Below are 23,689 nucleotides of genomic sequence, written 5' to 3' on the forward strand. Positions count from 1 at the left end.
AATAAGCCTAGCCCCGATTGTAGCGTTTGTTTGAGCTCTTTTTTACTGTCAGTTTGAGTGAATTTTGAAGTATGAAAAATTTGTATCGAAAACGGCAGTGAAAAAAGCGAGTGCGGAAAGCGGGAAATAGCTTCAAAAAGATAAAAAACACCTATCATAAATTACAATAGGTGTTTTGTTTTATGTTGAAAAAAGTATACTTAGTTAAAAGCGCCTGATTTTAATTTTTGGAAATATAAACTAGCTGCTTTTTTAACTTTTGGCGCTAGAATTAGGGTAGAAAGTACGGTTGGTATTGCCATTAAAGCATAGGCACTATCCATTAAATTGATAACAAAATCTAACTTAATAATAGAAGCAATTACAATTACTAAAATGTAAAAGTGGTTGTAATATTTTCCTGTTTTGGCGCTGGTTAAAAAGCTTAAACAGCTATAACCGTAAAAAGAATAGGTAAATAGTGTTGAAAAAGCGAATATTAACACGCAAATAGTTAAAATTATACTTCCGGTATGGTAAGGTAAAACAGCATCAAAGGCTGCTAAGGTCATTGAAATACCATTACCGTCAAAATTTTGCCAAACGCCAGAGGCTAAAATTGCTAAGGCGGTTAGTGTACAAACTAATAAGGTGTCAATTGCAGGGCCTAGCATGGCTACTAAACCTTCTCTAATTGGTTCTTTGGTTTTTGCGGTTCCGTGCATCATCGGTGCGGTTCCTAAACCTGCTTCGTTAGAAAAAGCAGCACGTTTTACTCCGGTAATTATTAGAGCTCCTAAGGCGCCACCTAAAACTGATTTTCCAGAAAAAGCATCGGTAAATATTAGTGAAAATATGCCAGGAACTTTATCAAATTTTAAAAGTAAAATAGCGATTACAGTAAGTAAATAAACAACAACCATTATGGGAACTAATTTACCGGCTACTTTTCCTATTCGTTGAATTCCGCCAAAAATTACCATTGACACTATTATGGCAATTGTTAATCCGATTAGTAATTTAGCGGTAAATTCATTGGATTGATTTACTTTAAAAACATCAATAATTGTTTGGGTTAATTGATTTGCTTGAAAGGCAGGTAATGTTCCTGCTAAACCAGCTGTTGCAAAAAATATGGCTAAAGGTTTCCATTTTTTACCTAACCCCTCGGTAATTACATACATTGGTCCTCCTTTTGCATTTCCATCTTCATCTTTACCGCGATACATGATGGCTAAACTACAGGTAAAAAATTTGGTTGCCATCCCTACAAAGGCGCTTACCCACATCCAAAAAATAGCTCCAGGACCACCGGTAGCAATAGCAATGGCAACACCACTAATATTTCCCATTCCTACTGTTGCGGCTATGGCAGATGACAAAGCTTCGTAATGCGATAAATCTCCAGGAGAATCGTGTTTGTCGTATCTACCTCTTAAAATGGCAATGGCATGTCCCATATATCTAAAAGGAACCAAACCTGAATAAACAAATAAACATAATCCGCCACCGATTAGTAATATTAATAAGGGTATTCCCCAAATCCATGATGAAAAATCAGCAACTAAACTTTGAATATCTGTAAACATAAAATATTTTTATTTTAGCGAAAATAGTTAAAGCTTCCTCAAAAAAAGAACGATAGCGGTTAATTAACAACTATCGTTCTTTTTGTATGATTTTTAAAAATAGCTTTTTAATGCCATTTTTATGTTTTAAAATTTATTTACAAACAACTCCTTTTCTATTTAAAACATCAATATCTCTAAAAAAGTCTTTTTGTATTGTGCCTTCTTGAAAGATAAAAGTTTTGTCGTGTAATTGATTGTTCTCAAAAAAAGTAACTTGAAAACGATTGTCTAAAGCAAATAATTCGGGTTGCATTATTTCGAATTTGGAAGCTGAATTTGCTGGAAGAATATCTATTTTTCTGCGAAACAATGAGGTTGTTTTAGTGTCTGAAAATCCTTGAGAAACAATAACTACCATTTCTAAATCAACTTCTTTTTTATTGATGATGTATACACACCATTCATCGGTGTTGTCGTTTTGATTTTTTTCTAAAGTGATGGCAATTTCTACATTTTCAACTTTAGGTACGTGAATGTCTTTTCTCATTCTAATTAGTTTAAAAGGAAAGACGAAAGTTTTGAGCTTTCGTCTTTATATAATTTTATTAAATTACCGATTTAAATTGCTCTAAAAAACGTTTGTCGTTTTCGTAAAACATTCTAATATCAGGAATTTGATATAATAACATGGCAATACGCTCTATTCCCATTCCAAAGGCATATCCAGAATATTTTGTTGGATCAATATTGGCGTTTTTTAATACATTAGGATCTACCATACCACAGCCCATAATTTCTAACCAACCTGTCCCTTTGGTAATTCTGTAATCTGTTTCGGTTTCTAATCCCCAGTAAATATCAACTTCGGCACTTGGCTCTGTAAATGGAAAATAAGAAGGACGTAAACGAATCTTAGATTTACCAAACATCTCTTTAGTAAAATATAAAAGCGTTTGTTTTAAATCTGCAAATGATACATCGGTATCAATATATAAACCTTCTACTTGATGAAAAATACAGTGTGCACGTGCAGAAATATCTTCATTTCTAAAAACACGTCCTGGCGAAATTGTACGAATTGGAGGTTCGTTATTTTCCATATAACGAACTTGTACCGATGAGGTATGTGTTCTTAATAAAGTATCAGGATTCTTATCAATAAAAAAAGTATCCTGCATATCACGTGCTGGGTGATATTCTGGTAAGTTTAATGCAGTAAAGTTATGCCAATCATCTTCAATTTCTGGCCCTTCAGAAACAGTAAATCCGATTCGGTTAAAAACCTCAATGATTTGGTTTTTAACTAAAGATATTGGATGACGAGAGCCTAATTTAATTGGTTCAGAAGGACGTGTTAAATCGCCATAAATACCGTTTTCTTCAACAGCACTTTCTAAAACATCATTTAATTCGATTACTTTTGTTTCGGCAGATTTTTTTAAGTTGTTTAAAGCTTGTCCAAAATCTTTACGCATTGCTGCGTCTACATTTTTAAACTCGGCAAATAAATCTTTTAATAATCCTTTACTACCTAAGTATTTTATTCTGAAAGCTTCCACTTCTTCTTTTGAAGTTGCTTGAAAAGCTTTTACATCACCAATCAATTCTTTTACTTTATCTAACATCTTATTTTTCGGAATAATTAGGATGCAAATTTATGATTTTTAAATGAAAAATATGTTGGTTTTATAAAGAGTTATCGACTATAAGGCTTAAATAAGCGAAAACGTTTTAGAAATTTAAAAAAATAGTGAAATAATTGTTTTTTTTAAATTTAACAAATTGTAAATTAATTATATTTGCGGTACAAAATTGTTTAAATCATAATACAACATAATTAAAATTATGGAATCTAAAATAAATGCATTTATGGATTACGTGAAAGAACGTAATTCTAATGAACCAGAATTTTTACAAGCTGTACACGAAGTGGCAGAAACTGTAATTCCATTTATTGAAAATAACCCAAAATATCAAGGTAAAAAATTACTTGAAAGAATGGTTGAACCAGAAAGAACTTTAATGTTTAGAGTTCCTTGGGTTGATGATAACGGCGAAACACAAGTAAATAGAGGTTATAGAGTTGAGTTTAACTCGGCTATTGGACCTTATAAAGGTGGTTTACGTTTTCATCCTTCTGTAAACTTATCAATTTTAAAATTTTTAGGATTCGAACAAGTGTTTAAAAACTCTTTAACAACTTTACCAATGGGTGGAGGAAAAGGAGGTTCTGATTTTAATCCAAAAGGAAAATCTGATCGTGAAGTGATGGCTTTCTGTCAAGCTTTTATGTCTGAGTTATTCCGTCATATTGGTGCAAATACTGATGTTCCTGCAGGTGATATTGGTGTTGGAGGAAGAGAAATCGGATTTATGTTCGGTCAGTATAAAAAATTACGTAACGAGTTTGTTGGTGTTTTAACAGGAAAAGGTGCCTCTTGGGGTGGTTCTTTAATACGACCAGAAGCAACAGGTTATGGTGATGTGTATTTTGCACAAAACATGTTAAAAACTAAAGGAGACTCTTTGGAAGGGAAAATTGTTGCGGTTTCAGGATCTGGAAACGTAGCGCAATATGCAACTGAAAAAGTAACCGAATTAGGCGGTAAAGTTGTTACCATGTCTGATTCATCAGGATATATTTATGATGCAGACGGAATTGATGCTGAGAAATTAGCATACGTTATGGAGATTAAAAATGTTCGTAGAGGACGAATCCATGAATATGTAGAGAAATATCCAAACGCACAATTCTTTAAAGGCGAGCGTCCTTGGGGAACAAAATGTGATGTAGCTTTACCATGTGCAACTCAAAATGAGTTAAATGGAGAGGAAGCTAAAACATTATTAGCTAACGGATGTATTTGTGTTGCTGAGGGTGCAAACATGCCATCTACACCAGAGGCTGTTGAAGCATTTTTAGAAGCGAAAATTTTATTTGCTCCAGGAAAAGCATCAAATGCTGGTGGAGTAGCTACTTCTGGTTTAGAAATGAGCCAAAACTCATTACGTTATAACTGGACTAGAGAAGAAGTTGATGCAAAATTAAACCAAATTATGAACGATATTCATGCATCTTGTGTTGAATACGGAACTGATGAAAATGGTTTTGTTGATTATGTAAAAGGAGCAAATGTTGCTGGTTTTGTAAAAGTTGCTGACGCAATGTTAGATCAAGGAGTTGTATAAAACTTAAATAAGTTAAATAAAAAAAACTCATAGGCTACTAACCTATGAGTTTTTTTATTTATAAAACTAATTTTATTTAGATCCGTTTTTTATTACTAATGGCATTTTGTAAAATGTATTTTTACCATTGAAATTTTTATTTATTGTTTTGTAGTTTAATTTGTTTTTTATGTAGTAACGAATCTTCGGAGTATTACAATCAACGTTTAAAATAACAATTTCACCATTTTTGTTTATCAGAAAATCTACAGTAGTTTTAACTTTTTCATCAACCAAAAAATTAGGATTCCCTAAAAGTTGTACTATTTTAGTTCTTATTTCTTGTTTTACAGGATTTTCATTTGTTGAAAATACAGAAGTGCTTACAAAGGCAACAAATACTAATACGAATAACTTTTTCATTTTTTTAAATTTAGAGTTTATATAAAGATTTTAGATTTATTTTTTTACATTGTAAATATACTGTATGACAGTTGTTTATGTTCGTATTTTAGTGTTATGATAATCTTTTCTTTTGGTAAAAAATAATAATTATTATTGTTGGTTTACAAAGAGTTAACATTAATCAAAAAGAAATAAATCATATTTTATTTTGAATAATTTTGAATAATTTTTAATTATTTTGTTATTTTTTTAATCTTTTATTTTTTTGAAATTGTTTTTTTTAACTAATCATTAATTTTTATAGTTAGTTTTATGTTATAGCTTTTGATATTTCGTATTTTCGAGTGATTAATTTTATTGCAATAATTGATGAATAGAAGAAAAAATACAATTAGTATTGCTTTTTATAATGTTGAAAATCTGTTTGATACGAAAAATAATTCCAAAACTGCTGATGATGATTTTACTCCCTTAAGTAAACGTAAATGGGATTACAAGAAATATAAACATAAAATTAAAAAAGTAACATCAGTTATTAGCCAGATAGGAATGAATCAATCTGCTTTTCCTCCTGTTTTAATTGGATTAGCAGAGGTTGAAAATGCAAAAGTAGTTAAGGATTTAACAAAGCATAAGAACTTATCAAAATATGATTATAAATATGTGCATTATGATTCGCCAGATGAAAGAGGAATTGATGTAGCATTGCTTTATAATGAAGCTTTCTTTAATGTAATAACTTCTGATACATATTCGTTACATTTAAAAGATAAAGAAGGTGCTATTGATTATACACGTGATTTATTGGTAGTAAAAGGTAATTTTAATGGAGAATTAATATATGTTTTGGTTAATCATTGGCCTTCAAGAAGAGATGGAGATGTAGAAACTAAAGAAAAACGTATCAAAGCAGCCATACATGTACACGAAGTTTTAGATGTTATAAAAAAGAAAGATAGTAATGCTAAATTTATTATTATGGGCGATTTTAATGATGATCCCACGAGTGAAAGTATTACTGATTATCTAGTAAGTGATGATTTATATAACCCAATGAAAGTGTTATTCAAAAAAGGAGAAGGAAGTTTAACTTTCTATAAAGAATGGCATTTGTTTGATCAAATAATTTTTTCAAAAGATTTTTTTGATGTCAAAAAGAGTTGTCATAGTTTTATAAAAGCCGGTATTTTTAAGAAAGATTGGATGCGTTTTTACAAAGGAAAATTTAAAAACAGTCCGTTTAGAACCTACATTGGTCCATGGTATCAAGGAGGTTTTTCAGATCATTTTCCTGTATATCTTACTTTTAAAAAAGAATAAAATAAAAAAGCCAAGAAATATTTCTTGGCTTTTTTTATAGATTACTAGTTTGTTTATTCAACAGTAACAGATTTTGCTAAATTTCTCGGTTGATCTACATTTTTATCTAACATTACCGCAATATGATACGATAACAATTGAAAAGGGATTGTAGTTAATAGCGGTGTAAAAGCTTCTTCAGTATCAGGAATCTCGATTACATGATCTGCAATTTCTTTTACAGTAGTATCTCCTTCTGTAACGATAGCAATAATTTTACCGCTCCTAGATTTTATTTCTTGAATATTACTAACCACTTTTTCATAATGACCTTTACTAGTTGCTATGACAAAAATGGGCATATTTTCATCAATTAAAGCAATAGGGCCATGTTTCATTTCGGCTGCAGGATATCCTTCAGCATGTATGTATGAAATTTCTTTTAGTTTTAAAGCACCTTCTAAAGCAACAGGAAAGTTAAATCCTCTACCTAAATACAAACAATTTTTTGCGTCTTTATAAACATTTGCAATATCTTTAATTTGTGCATCCGTTTTAAGTAATTGTTCTACTTGAGCAGGAATTTGTTGCATTGTTTGTAAGTACTTATTTACTGCAGATGTAGCTAATGTTCCTTTAGCTTGTGCCAGCTTTAAAGCAATTAATGTAAGTACAGTTATTTGCGTTGTAAATGCTTTTGTAGATGCAACCCCAATTTCAGGTCCCGCATGAGTGTAAGCACCTGCGTGCGTTTCTCTAGCGATAGATGATCCTACAACGTTACAAATACCAAAAACAAAGGCACCTTTCGATTTTGCTAATTTAATAGCAGCTAAGGTGTCAGCAGTTTCACCAGATTGAGAAATAGCAATTACGACATCGTTTTCGTTAATAATCGGATTTCTGTATCTAAACTCAGAAGCATACTCTACTTCTACAGGAATACGTGCCATATCTTCAAAAAGATATTCTCCTATTAAGCCAGAGTGCCATGAGGTACCACAGGCAACAATTATTATTCTGTTAGCACTTGTAAATTTAGAAATATTGTCATCAACACCAGCCATTTTAATAATACCTTGGTCAGGTAGCATTCGTCCTCTGTAAGTGTCTATAATAGCTTTTGGTTGCTCGTAAATTTCTTTTAACATGAAATGTTCATAACCACCTTTTTCAATTTGCTCTAGGCTCAGTTGAAGTTCTTGGATATTAGCATCAATTTCTTTATCGTTATCAATTTTATGAACTTTAATGCCTTTGTTTTTTTTGATGATAGCTAATTCACCATCCTCTAAATAAATAGCATCTTTTGTGTATTCAATAAAAGGAGAGGCATCTGAAGCTACAAAAAATTCTTCATTATTTTTACCTACACCTATGGCAATAGGGCTTCCTAAACGTGCAACAATTAATTCGTTTGGTTTTGTTTTGTCAAAAACGGCAATAGCATAAGCACCAATAACATTTGTTAATGCTAATTGAACAGCTTTACCTAATTTACATCCTTCAGTTTTTTTAACCTCTTCAATTAAATTTACCAAAACTTCAGTATCAGTATCACTATTAAATACATAACCTCTTTCGGTTAATTCTTTTTTAATGGTAGCGTAATTTTCAATGATACCGTTATGAACAATAACTAAGTTACCTGATTGTGAAAAATGTGGATGTGAGTTCAAGTCATTAGGAATGCCATGAGTTGCCCATCTAGTATGACCGATACCTATAGTTCCTTTTTTTCTTTTTTCATCGTTGTCGATAATAGTTTCTAAATCAGAAACTTTCCCTTTTGTTTTTGATAAATGCGCTTTTTCCCCATCATAAATCATAATTCCTGCACTATCGTACCCTCTGTATTCTAAGCGCTTTAATCCGTTAATTACAACGGGATAGGCTTCTCTGTGCCCAATGTAACCAGTTATTCCACACATAATAAATGTTATTTTTCTTTAGAATATGATATTTTTAACACAGCTCTTTTTGAGCCATTGGCAGTTTCGTTCCCATTTAATAAAGTAACCCCTCTAGGGTTCCAGTTATAGGTGCTAACTGCGGTTGAATTTTGAGGTGTATCAGTAGGGTTATAAACTTTTAAAATTAAAGGCTCTATAGTAGTGTCAGCCTCATTTCTTAATAAGTTTGAAATATAGTTGCTAATTCTAAAGTTATATTTTTCAGGCTTTTCTTCATCTGTTAACTCTAAGTTACCTCCAAAAGCAGCTGGTTCAATATATGAATCAGAAATTTGAGTAGGAGATAAGTTTCCATTATTATTTTTATCTTGATAAATAAATAATTTTTGTGGAGTTATGTTTTTATCTGTATTAATTGTTTGGTTAATATAAAACGTTAATGAAGCATCATTGATTAACCAATTATTGTCTCTTAATTCTTGAAGTTTAGTATTGTCTAAAATTGTTACTTTAGCCATCGTTCCTGCTGTTCCTTGTATTGTAAAATTATTAGCAGGTGTTGGTGTAGTTTGCTGAGACATCTTGTAGGTACTGTTTCTTATGCCAGAAAAAGGAAAAGAGTATGTTTTTGGTAAGGTATCTTTTAAGGCTAAAACACTTTCTCCTTCTTTTTTAATAAAAGTCGTAATTGTATAATGAAAATCTAGACTGGCATTTGTTAAACTAAATGGAACCATTGCTCCATCTGCTCCTTCTGATTTAACAATAAGACCTTTAAAATGAGCGTTGAAAGCATCTAAACTTGAAAATTCACCATCTTCAAATTTATCCCAAAAAAGCCCCTCCATTTCTGTTTTGTTTAAAGGAATGGTTAAAAAGGGAACCTTATCTGCAAGTTTAATAGTATCTTGATAAGTGTTACCGTTACTGATGTTTCTTGTTAATACTAACATTGTATCTATAGGGCTAGGTATAAATGTAAACCCTGGGTCTTCATTTAATAAATCACCTTCAATATAATCATAATCAGATTGAAAGCTATTTGAATTTGCTGGGTTATTAGGATCCAGGTTATTTAAGTAAGTTCCATTTTTAAATACTTTAATGGGAGTTGCTATGGAAGTGTTTCCTAAAACTGAATCTAATCTAAATTTAGGTTTTCCATCACTTTCTTCTCCAATATTTGTAGCAGTATATGGTAATTTAAGAACTACTTTATCTAAAACAAAGATTGAGTCTATTTCGCCATCTTCTGTAGCTGGCTCTGCATCTTGTGTTTTTAAAGATAATGGTAACGATAATTGACTAACAAAAGAGGCTTCAATAGTTTTGTAATTATTACTTTTATAAACACCTAACCAATATTCACCTAAAGTACCTATACCTATGTTATCGGCTCTAACAGCCTTGTACAAAGGATTAGCGTTTGAATTAGAAATGTCAACTTGTTCAATTTCTACGTCTAATAAAATTTCTCCTGTTTCAAATTTTGTATTGTTAAGGATACTACCTCCTACGTCGTTAAAATCTTTTTCACATGATATGGTAGTTGCTAAACATAGCAAGCTAATACCTAAAACACCAATTTTTTTAATCATTTGTATTGTTATTCGCTTATTTCTAAAACTGTTTCTCTATAAAATTCTAAATAGGCTTCTGCTAAAACTTCTTCTGATTGAAATTCTAAAACTTTACCTCCTTTTTCATCAATAAAAGCATTAATCTCATCAGGTAAAACTTCACTACCTTTTACAATAGCATCCGAATTTTCGATGGCGCTTTTTAATATGTTTATTTGATTTGGTGTAGCAATAGTTGTTACTTTAGATTCATCAACTTTATCAAAACGAACTTTATTAGCTAACTCATTATTTAATTCACCATCAAAATTACTATTGTAAAGCGAAGTTACAATCTTACTCTCGGTAAACAACGGTTCTTCTTTATAAAATTCTCTTAAATATAAGGGAAGTAATGAAGCCATCCATCCATGAACATGAATAATATCAGGCGCCCAGTTTAATTTTTTTACAGTTTCTACTACTCCTTTTGCAAAGAAAATCATACGTTCGTCATTATCACTAAACATTTGGTCATCTTCGTCAGAATATACTGCTTTACGTTTAAAATATTCATCATTGTCAATGAAATACACTTGCATTCTTTCCTTCGGAATTGAAGCTACTTTGATAATCAAAGGCATGTCCATGTCGTTGATTATTAGATTCATACCAGATAAACGAATAACTTCATGTAATTGATGTCTTCGTTCGTTAATTACCCCAAAACGAGGCATAAAAATACGGGTTTGAACTCCTTTAGAATGTGCATTTTTAGCAACATTAAATGCAGTAGACGATAATTCTGTTTCTGGTAAATATGGTGTTACCTCCGATGAAACATATAATATTCTCTTATCCTTCATTAAATCTGTCTATTTTATTGAAGATGCAAAAATACGAAAATTTATGCTAAAATGGTGTTAAATTGCTAATTTTGCATGTATTTCAACTATAATAACATGAAAGTTTATAAAACGATATCAGAATTAAAAGATTTTTTATCTCAGCTAAAGATAGCAAAAAAATCAATAGGATTTGTGCCAACGATGGGAGCTTTACATCAAGGGCATTTATCATTGGTTAAAAAAGCTAAGAAAAAAAATGATATTACTGTAGTCAGTATTTTTGTAAACCCAACACAGTTTGATAATAAAGACGATTTAGAAAAATATCCTAAAACTTATGAAAATGATGTTGCCTTATTAGAATCTGTTGATTGTGATATATTGTTTTTTCCTGCTGTTGAAGAAATATATAGTAAAAAAATTGATGCAGAAAGTTTTAATTTTGATGGGTTGGAGCACCAGATGGAAGGAAAATTTAGAGATGGTCATTTTGATGGAGTAGGAACCATTGTAAAAAAATTATTTGAAATTGTAACTCCTGATAATGCTTATTTTGGAAAAAAAGATTTTCAACAATTACAAATCATAAAAAAAATGGTTGAAAAGCATCACATTCCAGTTAAAATTAAAGGTTGTGATATTTTTAGAGAAGCAGATGGGTTGGCAATGAGTTCTCGTAATACTCGTTTAACAAAAAAACACAGAGAGACGGCACCATTTATATATAAAACATTAAAAAAAGCTAAGAAAAAATTTGGCACAAAAAATGCCACTGAAGTTACTAAATGGGTACAAAAGAAGTTTGCAAAACACCCTTTATTAGAGTTAGAGTATTTTACCATTGCTAATGAAATAACTCTAGAAACTGTTAGTAAAAAAGAGAAAAATCAAAAATACAGAGCATTTATTGCTGTTTTTGCAGGCGATATTCGATTAATAGACAATATCAGCTTAAAATAAAATTGTTCAAACACAATACATTAATCATTAAAAAACTATTTTTGCAGTATGTTAGTTCAAGTAGTAAAATCTAAAATCCACCGCGTAAAAGTTACGGGTGCCGATTTAAATTATATAGGAAGCATTACCATTGATGAAGATTTAATGGATGCTGCAGGTATTATAGAAGGTGAGCGAGTTCAAATTGTAAACAACAATAATGGTGAACGTTTAGAAACCTATGCCATTCCAGGACCAAGAAAAAGTGGCGAAATTACATTAAACGGAGCCGCTGCCAGAAAAGTAGCAAAAGGCGATGTGTTAATATTAATTGTATACGCTTTTATGGAACTTGAAGAAGCTAAAAAGTTTAAACCATCGTTAGTTTTTCCTAACGAAACAGATAATACACTTACCTAATTTTGAATTTTAAAAAGATTTTAAAAATAATATTACCTCTCGTTTTGGGAGGTTTTTTAGTTTGGTACTCCTTATCAAAAGTATCAATAGTAACTTTGTTGGGTTATTTCAAAGAGGCAAACTACTGGTGGATAGCATTGGGATTGTTTTTTGGAATTTTAAGCCACCTTTCCAGAGCATACCGTTGGAAATTTTTGTTAGAACCAATGGGCTATAAACCAGATTTTGGTAACAGTACCATGGCAGTTTTAGTAGCTTATTTAGTAAATTATGCAGTACCAAGAGCCGGAGAAGTATCCCGCGCAGCGGTAATGACAAACTACGAAAACATTCCGTTCGAAAAAGGATTTGGAACCATAGTAGCCGAAAGAATTGCAGACCTAGTAATGATGCTAAGCATTATAGCAATTACACTATTTGTACAATTTGATTTTATTTATGAGTTACTAACCAAAAATTTTAACCCAATAAAAACAGCAACTATTTTAGTTGCTTTAATTGTAGGAGGATATTTGCTAACCCAATATGTTAAAAAAGCACAAGCAGGAATCGGATTAAAAATTAAAAACTTCGTTTCAGGTTTAATAGAAGGTGTAACAAGCATCTTAAAAATGAAAAACAAATGGGCATTTATTTTTCACACCGTATTTATTTGGGCAATGTATGTAGCCATGTTTTGGGCAACAATACCTGCAATTAATGGATTAAATGTTCCTTTTGGCGGTGTGTTAATTGGGTTTATCGCAGGTGGTTTTAGCATCGCAGCAACCAACGGCGGTATCGGTTTGTACCCCGTAGCCGTTGCAGGAGCCTTGGCATTATTCGGCATTAATGAAGAGCCAGCAACCGCTTTTGGTTGGATTATGTGGACAGCCCAAACCTTAATGATTATTATTTTCGGAGGCTTAGCATTCTTATTTTTACCCATTTATAATAAAAATAAAAAGTAATTGGGCGTTCCCTTTCAGGGCGCGCTTTCACTACTCGCTTTTTTGTTTTAAAAAGAAAACAAAAAGAGCTCAAACAAACCGTTCAATCGCTAACGCAGCCAAACTATAAACCTTGGGTAAAAGCAGTAACTATTGTGTTTCAATTTTTACAAAACTTAAAAAAATGAATATTACAATTAGAAAAGCTCAAATTGAAGATTTACCTGAGCTTCAAAAATTGTTTTCTGAAACTATTATAAAAACATGCCAAAATGAATATTCATTAAACCAAAGAAAGGTGTGGAGCAAGGCTGTTAAAAAAACAGAAAAATGGGAAAAATCTTTAAAAGAGGAATTTTTTATTGTTGCTGAAAGTGAAAAAATAATAGTAGGTTTTAGTTCGCTAAAAAATAAAAACCATTTGAATTTAATGTATATTCACAAAGACTATACAAGAAAAGGAATAGCTAGTTTATTATATGAGCATATTAAAGCTAAATCTATCGAGTATAAAGTTGAGAAATTAAACGCAAATGTGAGTAAAACAGCAAAACCTTTCTTTGAAAAATTAGGGTTTAAAACTGTAAAACAACACAAAAATATTATAGAAAACGAAATTGTAATTAATTACAAAATGACTGAATAAAAATAGTACAAAAACAATGTTTATTATAAATATAACCTACAAAATAGTACTAGATAAGGTTGATTTATTTTTAGAGCAACATATCGAATATTTAAATAATTAATATAAATTAAGAAACTTCTTTACTTCAGGTAAAAAAAACTAGAACCGGAGGAGTAATATTATCAAACGTTAAAGACCCTTTTAAAATTAAAGGTTTAGCTAATTATGATTTAATTGAATTTGTTCCGAGTAAAACTTGTCACAAATTAAAATTTCTAATTGAAGAATAAAACGAAAACATAAGCTAAACTTAATAAAGGTTTTATTTAAAGATAAAATAGTGTGTTTTTGTAATTATGAAAATCATATTACTGTCATGCTGAATTTATTTCAGCATCTCATAACCTTGGTAAATTAGACTGTAAAACTCGAATAAATTTAGATTGATATGTTCACTTTTTTTAAATAAAATTAAAGCAGACGTTAAAAAACAATCAATAGTATTAAAGATTACTTTGTAACTTTGGTGCTTTACTAATAGCACAATTAAACTTAAATGGCTAAAACCAAAACTACTTTTTTCTGTCAAAACTGTGGAGCACAACACGCACAATGGGTTGGACAATGTGGCTCATGTAAACAATGGAACACTATTGTTGAAGAAGTAATTCAAAAAGAAGAAAAAAGAAGTTGGAAAACACCTGAAAGTACTCAAAAAAGAGTTTCAAAGCCATTAAAAGTACAAGATATTCAGTTAAATGCTGAAGAACGAGTTGAAACAAAAAACAATGAATTAGATACCGTTTTAGGTGGCGGAATTGTAAAAGGAGCTGTTGTTTTATTAGGTGGTGAACCAGGAATTGGTAAATCAACTTTGTTACTACAAATAGCTTTAAAAATTCCACAAAAAGTATTGTATGTTTCGGGTGAAGAAAGCCAGTCGCAAATAAAAATGCGTGCCGAGCGTTTAGAGTCAACAAACTCTAATTGTTTAATATTAACAGAAACCAATACGCAACAGATTTTTAAAAATATAGAACAGGTTAAGCCAGATGTTTTGGTGATTGATTCTATTCAAACCTTACATACTAATTCTATTGAAGCTTCACCAGGAAGTATTTCTCAAATTCGTGAAACATCAGCAGAACTTATAAAATTCGCCAAAGAAACTTCTACTCCGGTATTATTAATTGGTCATATTAATAAAGAAGGACATATTGCTGGACCTAAAATTTTAGAACACATGGTAGATGTTGTTTTACAGTTTGAAGGCGACAGAAATCATACCTATAGAATATTACGTTCTCAGAAAAACCGATTTGGCTCTACTGCCGAACTCGGAATTTATGAAATGTTATCTAGCGGATTACGAGAGGTATCTAATCCGTCTGAAATATTAATATCAAAAAAAGATGCTGATTTAAGCGGAACCGCAATTGCATCAACTTTAGAAGGTATTCGACCTTTAATGATTGAAATTCAAGCCTTGGTTTCTACCGCAGTTTATGGTACACCACAACGCTCTACCACAGGTTATAATTTAAAAAGATTGCACATGATTTTAGCTGTTCTAGAAAAAAGAGCAGGTTTTAAATTAGGAGCAAAAGATGTGTTTTTAAATGTTACGGGCGGAATTCATGTAGATGATCCTGCGATAGATTTAGCGGTTGTTGCAGCAATTTTATCATCAAATCAAGATTTAGCGATTAACCCGAATGTTTGTTTTGCAGCCGAAGTTGGTTTGGCAGGAGAAATACGACCAGTTTCTAAAATTGATCAACGTATTATAGAAGCTGAAAAATTAGGATATAAAACTTTAGTAGCCTCGAGATACAATAAAATATCTTCTAAAAACCATGGTATAAAACTCGTTTTGGTTGGGAAAATAGAAGAGGCTTTTGCTACGTTGTTTGCTTAACTTTCACTAATATCTCAAAAAACGAAAAGGTGTTTAAATACATTTTATGCAAAGTTGTATGGAGTACTGATACCAATATAATTAACCTGTTAGTAAAATGAATTTAGTAAAAGTTACAAAAATGAACTTAAGTAAAAAAAAGAGATACTATCATAATTACTGATGCCTGTTTAGTTAATCATCTTGTCAAGGCACATGAAGTAAAAGTTAGTAGTGATGGAGCTGAAATTATTTTATAATAAAGGAAAAAACTTGTATATCAATTTATAAATGTACCTAAGTGGTAAATCATGGTGTAAAGAATTAGCAATACATAATTAAATTACAAATAAAATAAAACCCTTGAWWTCAAGGGTTTTAAATAATGTTAACCTTTTTGTTGGTAATGTGTTTGGGAAATAAAATATTAAGCTGTTACTTCATAGTCTACTCCACGAATCCACAACTGAAACCTATCCCATCGAGAACAATCTGATAAACTGTACATTGTACCTTTTGAATTTGTCCAACTACAAGTATTACCCCCATTAATTGATTTAAGTTCAGATTTATTTAAAACTGTACCAAATTTTGAAATTTTTTTTAACATAACAATAATTTTTAAGATTAATAAAATCAAATTTAAAATTTTTATATAAAAAAAACTAAAATCGTAATAAAATAAATACGATTTAAAATTTAAATTAAGGAGATAATTTAGAGACGTATTCTCATATCGAAGCTGAAAATCCAAAGTGTAAAGAGGAGTTAATTAAACGAACAAGTGACAGTTCTATCGAAAAGAAAAGGTTACAGTTCTGAAGAAGTTGTTTTTCTTGATGGTGTTATCGGGTGTTTTTAGCTTATTTTTTGAAGAAAATAGAATTCAGTCAACATTTTAAGAATATGGTTCCTTTTTAATAAATTAAATTCAGCGCTAGCTAAGTTACCAGAAAACAAGTTAAAGTAAAATTAAACATTTCAAAACTATAAAGACTAATCTTCCTTTTTTTTCTTCTTTCCAAAAAGTCTATTAAAAAAACCTTTAATTCCTTTTTGTCTGTAAGGAGGGCATTTTATTGATTCGTAAACATCATCTGGAATATTAAAATCGGTCAAGTATTTTTTACTTAGCTCGGCGTCTTTCTCTATTTCTTTAATAATATTGGCAATAATAGGTAGGGCCAATGACGAGCCAGAACCTTTTCCGCTTTTAAAATGTATGGTGTTTTTAGAGGTCCCGACCCAAGTACCAAAAACAATATTGGGCGTATAGGCAAGAAACCAAGCATCGGTATAATTTTGCGCGGTACCTGTTTTTGCAGCAAGCTGACTTTTAATTTTATAAGTGTTTCTAATCTTAGATCCCGTACCTTGGTCAACAGCTTTTTGTAAAATAGCTGTTAGTGTTTCAGTAGTTTCTTTTTTAAAGACATCTGCGGCTTTTTGCTCTTTACTTTCATAAATAATAGCACCTTCTTTATCGGTAATTTTAGTAATCATGTACAAGTCGTTCATTGCACCATTATTAGCAAAGCTACTGTAAGTTTTTACTATTTCAGACAATGATAAATCTAAGGTTCCTAAAGCAATAGACGGGGCATTATTGGTAATTTTAGGAAACTGTAGTTTTTCACAGTAATTGATTAATAATTCTCTTTCGAGTTTAAAATAAAGATCGATAGTTGGTAAATTCATAGAATGAATTAAGGCATTCCATAGCGCAACTTTACTCTTGGGTGTTGAGCTGTAATCGGCATTTTGAGGCTTCCAATTATTAAATTTGGGATATGTTTTTTCTTCGTTGTTAAAATAATCGCAAGGCGAAATACCATTTTCTAAAGCAGTGGCATATAAAATTGGTTTAAAGGCAGAAGCTATTTGACGATGCGATAAAACCATATCAAAAGGAAGCATTTTAAAATTATTTCCACCAACCCAACTGATCACTGCTCCGCTTTTAGGGTTTGTAACTAATACAGATGCATTAAGCATTTTTGCATAATGCCATAAACTATCAATTTTAGTACCTGTTATCGTTTTAGTACTATCCCAATCAAACAACTTAAAGGTTTTGTTTTGTTTGTCTTTTTCAGAAGAAAAACGATTTTTTTTTAACCAGCTGTTTTTTAAAATATTTGATCGTAATTCTTTATCTAACTCCTTTTGTTTAACTATAAGTTGTTCCTTAGCTGCTTTTTCGGCAATTTTTTGAATACTGTAATTTAACGTGGTATATATTTTTAAACCGTCGGCTTCTATATTGTGTTTTATATTTCTTGTTTCATTAATGCTATCTATTATTTTAACAGCTTTTTTCTTTACTTGATAAGAAAAATAACCCGCAGTTGTTTTTAAATCAAGGTTTTTATAACTTAGAGTAAGTGGTAATTTTTGTAAACTATCAGTAGTTTTGGTATTTAAATACTGTTCGTTTTTCATAAGTTGCAGGACAGTATTTCTTCTACTTAAAGAATTTTTAGGATGCAACCTTGGGTTGTAATAAGTGTTTGCTTTTAACATACCAACCAACACAGCAGATTCTTCGGCAGTTAACTCATTCGTGTTTTTATTAAAAAATCGATTAGCGGCAGATTCTATACCGAAGATATTTTCACCAAAAGGAACCGAATTAAAATACAATTGAAGTATCTCGTTTTTAGAATATAAGTTTTCCATTCTGCTAGCAATAATAAGTTCTTTAATCTTATTTATGGGCATGCTTAAAAATCCGTGATACTTTCGTCCATATAAGTTTTTAATTAATTGTTGTGTAATGGTACTTCCGCCACCACCAGAAGCATCTTGCATTAAAATACTTTTAAATAACACCCTTGCATAGCTCTGACCATCGTAACCATTATGAGTATAAAAACGTTTGTCTTCCGTAGCAATTAAAGCTTCTTTTAAATGATTTGGTATTTGTGATATGTTGATGTTGGTACGGTTTTCTGTAAAAATTTTACCGATAATTACATCATCCGAAGAATATATTAAAGAGGCTTCTTCATTTATTATTGATGATAGTTTTTCGTTGTTAGGTAAAGCGCCAAACACTTCAAAATATACCAAAGAGAAAAGTAGTAATATTGATAGAAATATTATACTAACCAAACCCGTTATATATTTTAATAAACGGATTAAAGTTTTCTTTTCAGTAAGTTTATGGTACATTTCTTTGAGTGTTTTCATTAAAGTGTAAAACGTAGTGTAAGGGATAAAATTGTAAGCAGTTTATACAGAGCAGTAGTACTAAATTTCAGGTAAAAAGAGTAGGTAAATCAGCTTTTAAAAAGTTAATTGTATATGTTTTTAAAGTAGCTAGTAATTCCGCTTAAAATACTTTGTATTGCATAAGAGGCTAATATTAGCCCCATAATTTTACTTAAAACGGTAATTCCGTAATTACCTATTCTTTTTTGTAAATGATTTGCAGTTAAAAGAATTAAACAAGTAATACCAATTACAAGCAGTACAATTATGGTTGTAATTGTTTGTTGTTGAATTGTATAAACATGGTTATTGGTCATTAAAACAACAGCCATAATTGCTCCAGGAGATGCTATAGAAGGAATTGCTATTGGAAATATAGTAACATGTTTATAATCAGTTATTCTGTTTTTTTCTTGTTCAGGTTTCCCGTCGCCAAATATCATTGTTAATGCAAATAAAAAAAGAATCACTCCTCCAGAAATTTGAAAAGCATCAAGAGATACTGACATGCTTTCTAAAATTAATTGCCCGATAACAATAAAAAACAGTAGTATTATAAAAGCAATTATTGATGCCCTAATAGCAATTTTCTTTTTATGAATCAAATCAAATTCTTTAGTTGCTTCTAAGTAAACGGGTATTGTACCTATAGGGTCAATTACTGCTAAAATGAAGAAAATAGTTGTTAAAATTTCGGCCATAATTACTTAATACGTTTAGCGCTTGTTGTGAAAGATAAACCTTGTTGCCCCATAGTTGATGTCATTACACCTTCAAATAAAGGTTCTGGACAATTTTGAGGTGTTTTCCATTCAAAAATAAAATTAGAACCAGTGCCTCCAGAAACATCAATTTCATCTATAATTATTTCTGTAGTTTCCATAGGTGCTAAAAAAATAGGATAATCAAAATATTTTCTAATTGTTTTACCATCAGTATCATAATACTGAGCTTTTAAAAGATAAATTGTATCTAAATCACTGGTGTTTCTCATACTTACCATTGAGGTTAAATTATGAGTTTTATGTTCTGTAAAGCTATAAATTTGGGAATAAATGGATAGATAAGATTTTCCGAATTTAAGTAATTTTTTGTTGTTTATATTGATGGCTCTTTTTGACCAGTTCTCAGAGTTTATAGAGCTAATTTTGTTTTTTTTACTACAGCCTAAAACTAATACTAGCAGTACTACGATAAAAGATATATATTTCATGTAAATAGGATGTTTTTTATGTAAAAACTAGTTTCAGCGAAGTTATTAGAAAATAAGTTTAGAATCAAGTAAAATATAATATGCTGAGAAATAACAAGCTGCTTTGAGTGGTTGTAATTAAAAATTAACTATCCATTTTTCCGAGTTTTTCGACTTTTTTTAAATACTTTTTCCTGAATTTTTCTTCAGACATTCTAATAGGACCAATCGTTGTTACTTTTACTTTTTTTACTCCTATAAAATGAAGCGTTAATTTTTTCATAGCATTAGTACTTGGTCTTTTATAATACCAACGATAATACCATGAAGGTTGATCTAAAGTACAAATTATTCGGGCAGTTTTATTTGTCAAGCATTTATCTGACCATAATGAGTTGGCTCTTTTTTTAAATGCAAAATCAGGTAACAAAACTCTATCTATAAAACCTTTCATTATTGCGGGTAATGAACCCCACCATACTGGATATATCCAAACCAAATGATCGGCCCATTTTAATTTATTTTGAGCTTCTAATAAATCGGGTTCTAGTTCGGTTCTTTTTCGGTAGCCAAACTCAAGGTTTGGATTAAAATTTAGTTCTCTAATATTAATTATTTTTACTTCAGTATTAGACTTTTCGACACCTAATTTATAAGATTTAGAAAGTGCGTAATTAAAACTTTCTTTATCTGGATGCCCATTTATGATTAATATTTTTTTCATTTTAGTTATAAGTATAAAATAGTGGGGGTTTTAGAGAAGTTTTTTAAGTTTTACTTCAAACTTAGTACCTGATAAATTATATACGGTAAAGAATTTATATAAAATAAAACTTGTCGGAACTGTTAAGAAAAAAGTACATACTAAAAAAGTAATACCACTACATGTAATATTTAAAAACGAGGCACCAATATCTCCAATATAGGGCGAAATATTTTCTTGTTGCTTGTTAAAATAATTATAAACGCCGTAAGTATAATCGTAAAAACGAATTAAAGTTTCATAAATAAGCCAAGTAGGGTAAAACCATTTTCTAATTGATAGCCACCAGTTGCCCCAAATTGATTTTAATTGTAAACTGTTTGTCTCCATTATGTTTGTTTTTTACAAAGGTCATACAAACAAAAGAGGTGTCATTTGATATTAATCAAGTTCGGTTTTTGGGGTTTCTAATTCTGCTTAAAGTTTCGAGTGTAATTCCTAAATAAGAAGCAATATGTGTTAAAGGAATTCTGTTTGTTATTGTTGGATGAATAGTTATTAAGTGATTATATCTTTCGTTGGCCTTATTAAATTGAATGGTGTATAAACGTTCACACAAACCTAACATAGTTTCGGTAACAACTTTACTAATAAAACGTTCAAAATCATGATGTTTTTTTGAAAGAAGCGTCATCGTGTTCTTTGAAAATTCAATAACCGTTGCATCTTCAATAAACTCAATATAATGCGGACTTGGATTATCGCTAAAAAGACTTACAATTGATGCCATAAATTGGTTTTCGAAAGCAAACCAATCAGAAATATCTTTTCCATCTTTTAAATAGTAGGCTCTGGCGCACCCTTCTATAATTAAATACGCTTTTTCAGCATATTGCCCTTCACGAACTATAATTTCACCTCTTTTAAACGTTTTAATTTTTGAATTATGGATAAAATCTTGTTTGCAGACTGCGGATAATGGAGCGTAAATTTTTTCAACTTCGTTTAAGATTTTTTCGCTATTCATTATTGTAAAGATTTAAGTTCCTAAAAATAACAATGAGCAAAGTTATTTGAAATGAAGTAAAAAGTCAAACAAAAACGATTTAATAAAAAACCCTTACAAAATGCAAGGGCTTATTTTTATTTTGAAAGCTACTTAACAACAGCCACCACCATCATAGTGAAAGGTAGATTCTGAGAAGAAAATATCATCTCTTCCTAAATCTTTTAAAGCTGCGGCTGTTTTATCGCATATTGCTAAAGGTTGATTTTTCAACAAGGTATGTCCTAATCCGTCATCAAAATAATCTTCGTCACCGTAGTAGATGGCTGCTTTTCCTGTAAAAACGCAAGGGCCATCAGCTGGCATTGGGTCTTTAATTGCGGCAACTTCAATAGATTCTATATAAATTAATTCATTTGTTGGGTAATTCTTCGGATCTAAAATTCGATAAGGTTTACGTGCTCTAATTTCAATGGTTCCAAAACCAGCATCGGTTAAGGCTTTTACATAATTAGCAATGGTTAAACTTCCACTTAAACACAAAGCTCGTAAACGTTCATCATTACGTAATTCTTCATTCATCTCTTGCTCGCAAGTAGGGTCGCTCATTACTAATTTACCGTGAGGTTTTAAAACGCGATACATTTCTGCGATGGCTTTTTGCAAATCATCTTCCTTAAAAATATTGAACAAACAATTTTGTGCAGCTACATCAATCGAATTATCTTCTACAGGTAAATTCATGGCATCACCTTTACGTAAATCAACAAAATTAGATTTAAACCAATCGTTTTGCTGTTCAGCTTCAATAAAGTTTTTGCGTGATGCTTCTAGCATTTCATCAACTACATCTAAACCAATTACGCCGCCTTTATTTCTATTAAAATAGGCAAATTGTAGTAATTCCATTCCGCCACCAACACCAACATATAACATTTTAGGGTTGTTGGTTAAATCGCGTGCATGCACAGTAGAGCCACATCCGTAGTTCATTTCTTGCATAATTTTAGGAATCTTTAATCCTGGTAATTCCCAAATAGGATTTGTAGTACAGCAAAGACCAACATCTGGTGTTAAGGCAGCTTCTTTATATACGTTTTTTGTGGTTTCTAAGTAACTCATATTCTTTATGATAAAAGAAACAAGAGCTAAGATTTTCTATGTAGTTGTCTTAGTTCTTGATTCTATAATTTAGTAATTAATTCTTTAAATAAGGTAATCATTTTTGGTTCTGCTTTACCAGCAACTTCAATAATTTCGGCAATATTAACGGGCTGTAAGTTTTTAGGATCACACTCATCAGTTAATACTGAAACTGCAGCACATGGTAAACCAATTTGTTTAGCAACAATAACTTCGGGTACGGTACTCATACCAACAGCATCTGCTTCTAAAATTTGTAACATTCTATATTCAGCTCTGGTTTCTAATTGCGGACCAACAACACTTGCATATATTCCCTCATGTAGTTGTATGTCGTTGGTTTTTGCAATTACTTTCAATAAGTTATTGATTTTTTTAGAATAAGGCTCTAACATATCAGCAAAAATATTTCCGAATTCATTAGCTCCTTTAAATGCTAATGGCGATCCACCTTGTAAATTAAGATGATCTTCTAATAGCATTAAGTCGCCTTTTTTGTAAGTAAGGTTAACGGCGCCAGCGGCATTAGATATTAATAAGGTAGTAATTCCTAAACCCTGCATGGTTCTAATTCCGTAAGTAACTTCCCAAAGATTATAGCCTTCATATAAATGAAAACGACCAGACATTACCACTACTTTTTTGCCTGCTAAATCACCATAAATTAATTTACCTGAATGAAACTCTACAGTTGCTTGTGGAAAATGCGGAATATCAGCATACGCAATTTCTTTTTCTATGGTTATTTCATCTACTAATTTTCCTAAACCAGTACCTAAAACAATACCTATTTGCGGATTTGTAATTCCGTTTGATTTTAAAAAATCTATCGTTTCTTGTAGTTCTTTTTTTCTCATTAGATATTTTCTTTAAACTT

Annotated in this window: 23 protein-coding genes; 7 read left to right on the plus strand and 16 right to left on the minus strand. The window is 30.8% G+C overall.

Annotation, left to right across the window (positions count from 1 at the left end; all coding sequences use genetic code 11):
• Positions 1 to 200: 200 nt before the first annotated feature.
• The 3 genes from BA195_RS03070 to pheS form a co-directional block, all read right to left on the minus strand.
• Entirely contained in the window at positions 201 to 1,568 is a 1,368-nt protein-coding gene (locus tag BA195_RS03070; RefSeq protein ID WP_068702323.1) for an alanine/glycine:cation symporter family protein, read from the minus strand.
• 133 nt (positions 1,569 to 1,701) lie between these two features.
• Positions 1,702 to 2,097 carry a hypothetical protein gene (locus BA195_RS03075; protein ID WP_068702325.1) on the minus strand — a complete coding sequence of 132 codons (396 nt, stop codon included), beginning with the start codon at positions 2,095 to 2,097 and terminating at the stop codon, positions 1,702 to 1,704.
• 58 nt (positions 2,098 to 2,155) lie between these two features.
• Complete coding sequence (gene pheS, locus BA195_RS03080; protein ID WP_068702327.1) at positions 2,156 to 3,175, minus strand: phenylalanine--tRNA ligase subunit alpha; 1,020 nt, start codon at positions 3,173 to 3,175, stop codon at positions 2,156 to 2,158.
• Positions 3,176 to 3,395: 220 nt separating this feature from the next.
• Between pheS and gdhA the strand changes: the two genes are divergently transcribed.
• A complete protein-coding gene (gene gdhA, locus BA195_RS03085; RefSeq protein WP_068702329.1) occupies positions 3,396 to 4,739 on the plus strand; it encodes an NADP-specific glutamate dehydrogenase in 1,344 nt (447 codons plus the stop codon).
• A gap of 72 nt (positions 4,740 to 4,811) precedes the next feature.
• Here gdhA and BA195_RS03090 read toward each other — a convergent pair whose 3' ends face one another.
• Positions 4,812 to 5,141, minus strand: coding sequence for a hypothetical protein (locus BA195_RS03090; RefSeq protein WP_068702331.1), 330 nt, complete (start codon positions 5,139 to 5,141; stop codon positions 4,812 to 4,814).
• Positions 5,142 to 5,492: 351 nt separating this feature from the next.
• Here BA195_RS03090 and BA195_RS03095 point away from each other — a divergent pair, with 351 nt between their 5' ends.
• Positions 5,493 to 6,443: an endonuclease/exonuclease/phosphatase family protein gene (locus BA195_RS03095; protein WP_068702333.1), complete on the plus strand. Its 951-nt coding sequence runs from the start codon at positions 5,493 to 5,495 to the stop codon at positions 6,441 to 6,443.
• A 53-nt stretch (positions 6,444 to 6,496) separates the two neighbouring features.
• Here the strand turns inward: BA195_RS03095 and glmS are convergent, their stop codons facing one another.
• From glmS to BA195_RS03110, 3 genes are read right to left on the minus strand one after another with little or no spacing between them, the layout of a single operon-like run.
• Positions 6,497 to 8,353, minus strand: a complete 1,857-nt coding sequence (gene glmS / locus BA195_RS03100) for a glutamine--fructose-6-phosphate transaminase (isomerizing) (protein ID WP_068702335.1) — start codon at positions 8,351 to 8,353, stop codon at positions 6,497 to 6,499.
• An 8-nt stretch (positions 8,354 to 8,361) separates the two neighbouring features.
• Complete coding sequence (locus BA195_RS03105; protein ID WP_068702337.1) at positions 8,362 to 9,933, minus strand: DUF4270 family protein; 1,572 nt, start codon at positions 9,931 to 9,933, stop codon at positions 8,362 to 8,364.
• A gap of 8 nt (positions 9,934 to 9,941) precedes the next feature.
• Complete coding sequence (locus BA195_RS03110; RefSeq protein WP_068702339.1) at positions 9,942 to 10,760, minus strand: glycogen/starch synthase; 819 nt, start codon at positions 10,758 to 10,760, stop codon at positions 9,942 to 9,944.
• A gap of 96 nt (positions 10,761 to 10,856) precedes the next feature.
• Between BA195_RS03110 and panC the strand changes: the two genes are divergently transcribed.
• The 5 genes from panC (at position 10,857) to radA (ending at position 15,576) form a co-directional block, all read left to right on the plus strand.
• A complete protein-coding gene (gene panC / locus BA195_RS03115; RefSeq protein WP_068702342.1) occupies positions 10,857 to 11,702 on the plus strand; it encodes a pantoate--beta-alanine ligase in 846 nt (281 codons plus the stop codon).
• A gap of 48 nt (positions 11,703 to 11,750) precedes the next feature.
• Positions 11,751 to 12,101, plus strand: a complete 351-nt coding sequence (gene panD / locus BA195_RS03120) for an aspartate 1-decarboxylase (RefSeq protein WP_068702345.1) — start codon at positions 11,751 to 11,753, stop codon at positions 12,099 to 12,101.
• Between the two features lie 44 nt (positions 12,102 to 12,145).
• A complete protein-coding gene (locus BA195_RS03125; RefSeq protein ID WP_245662311.1) occupies positions 12,146 to 13,051 on the plus strand; it encodes a lysylphosphatidylglycerol synthase transmembrane domain-containing protein in 906 nt (301 codons plus the stop codon).
• 163 nt (positions 13,052 to 13,214) lie between these two features.
• Positions 13,215 to 13,676, plus strand: a complete 462-nt coding sequence (locus BA195_RS03130; protein ID WP_084443032.1) for a GNAT family N-acetyltransferase — start codon at positions 13,215 to 13,217, stop codon at positions 13,674 to 13,676.
• Positions 13,677 to 14,214: 538 nt separating this feature from the next.
• Entirely contained in the window at positions 14,215 to 15,576 is a 1,362-nt protein-coding gene (gene radA / locus BA195_RS03135; protein ID WP_068702350.1) for a DNA repair protein RadA, read from the plus strand.
• 406 nt (positions 15,577 to 15,982) lie between these two features.
• Here the strand turns inward: radA and BA195_RS03140 are convergent, their stop codons facing one another.
• From BA195_RS03140 to BA195_RS03180, 9 genes are all read right to left on the minus strand, one after another.
• A complete protein-coding gene (locus BA195_RS03140) occupies positions 15,983 to 16,165 on the minus strand; it encodes a hypothetical protein (RefSeq protein ID WP_068702352.1) in 183 nt (60 codons plus the stop codon).
• Positions 16,166 to 16,551: 386 nt separating this feature from the next.
• Positions 16,552 to 18,747: a transglycosylase domain-containing protein gene (locus BA195_RS03145; RefSeq protein ID WP_084443034.1), complete on the minus strand. Its 2,196-nt coding sequence runs from the start codon at positions 18,745 to 18,747 to the stop codon at positions 16,552 to 16,554.
• A 104-nt stretch (positions 18,748 to 18,851) separates the two neighbouring features.
• Positions 18,852 to 19,469, minus strand: a complete 618-nt coding sequence (locus BA195_RS03150) for a MarC family protein (protein ID WP_068702354.1) — start codon at positions 19,467 to 19,469, stop codon at positions 18,852 to 18,854.
• A gap of 2 nt (positions 19,470 to 19,471) precedes the next feature.
• The gene (locus tag BA195_RS03155) at positions 19,472 to 19,981 is read right to left on the minus strand and encodes a DUF3124 domain-containing protein (protein WP_068702356.1); all 510 of its coding nucleotides are present in this window, start codon (positions 19,979 to 19,981) and stop codon (positions 19,472 to 19,474) included.
• 124 nt (positions 19,982 to 20,105) lie between these two features.
• Positions 20,106 to 20,684, minus strand: a complete 579-nt coding sequence (locus tag BA195_RS03160) for an NAD(P)H-dependent oxidoreductase (protein WP_068702358.1) — start codon at positions 20,682 to 20,684, stop codon at positions 20,106 to 20,108.
• A 30-nt stretch (positions 20,685 to 20,714) separates the two neighbouring features.
• Complete coding sequence (locus tag BA195_RS03165) at positions 20,715 to 21,053, minus strand: hypothetical protein (protein WP_068702361.1); 339 nt, start codon at positions 21,051 to 21,053, stop codon at positions 20,715 to 20,717.
• Positions 21,054 to 21,108: 55 nt separating this feature from the next.
• Positions 21,109 to 21,690, minus strand: a complete 582-nt coding sequence (locus BA195_RS03170) for a Crp/Fnr family transcriptional regulator (RefSeq protein ID WP_068702363.1) — start codon at positions 21,688 to 21,690, stop codon at positions 21,109 to 21,111.
• A gap of 132 nt (positions 21,691 to 21,822) precedes the next feature.
• Complete coding sequence (gene arsM, locus BA195_RS03175) at positions 21,823 to 22,791, minus strand: arsenosugar biosynthesis arsenite methyltransferase ArsM (protein WP_068702365.1); 969 nt, start codon at positions 22,789 to 22,791, stop codon at positions 21,823 to 21,825.
• Between the two features lie 62 nt (positions 22,792 to 22,853).
• Complete coding sequence (locus BA195_RS03180) at positions 22,854 to 23,669, minus strand: purine-nucleoside phosphorylase (protein ID WP_068702367.1); 816 nt, start codon at positions 23,667 to 23,669, stop codon at positions 22,854 to 22,856.
• Positions 23,670 to 23,689: the final 20 nt, after the last annotated feature.

Source organism: Tenacibaculum soleae, assembly GCF_001693415.1.
Classification (GTDB): Bacteria; Bacteroidota; Bacteroidia; order Flavobacteriales; family Flavobacteriaceae; genus Polaribacter; species Polaribacter soleae.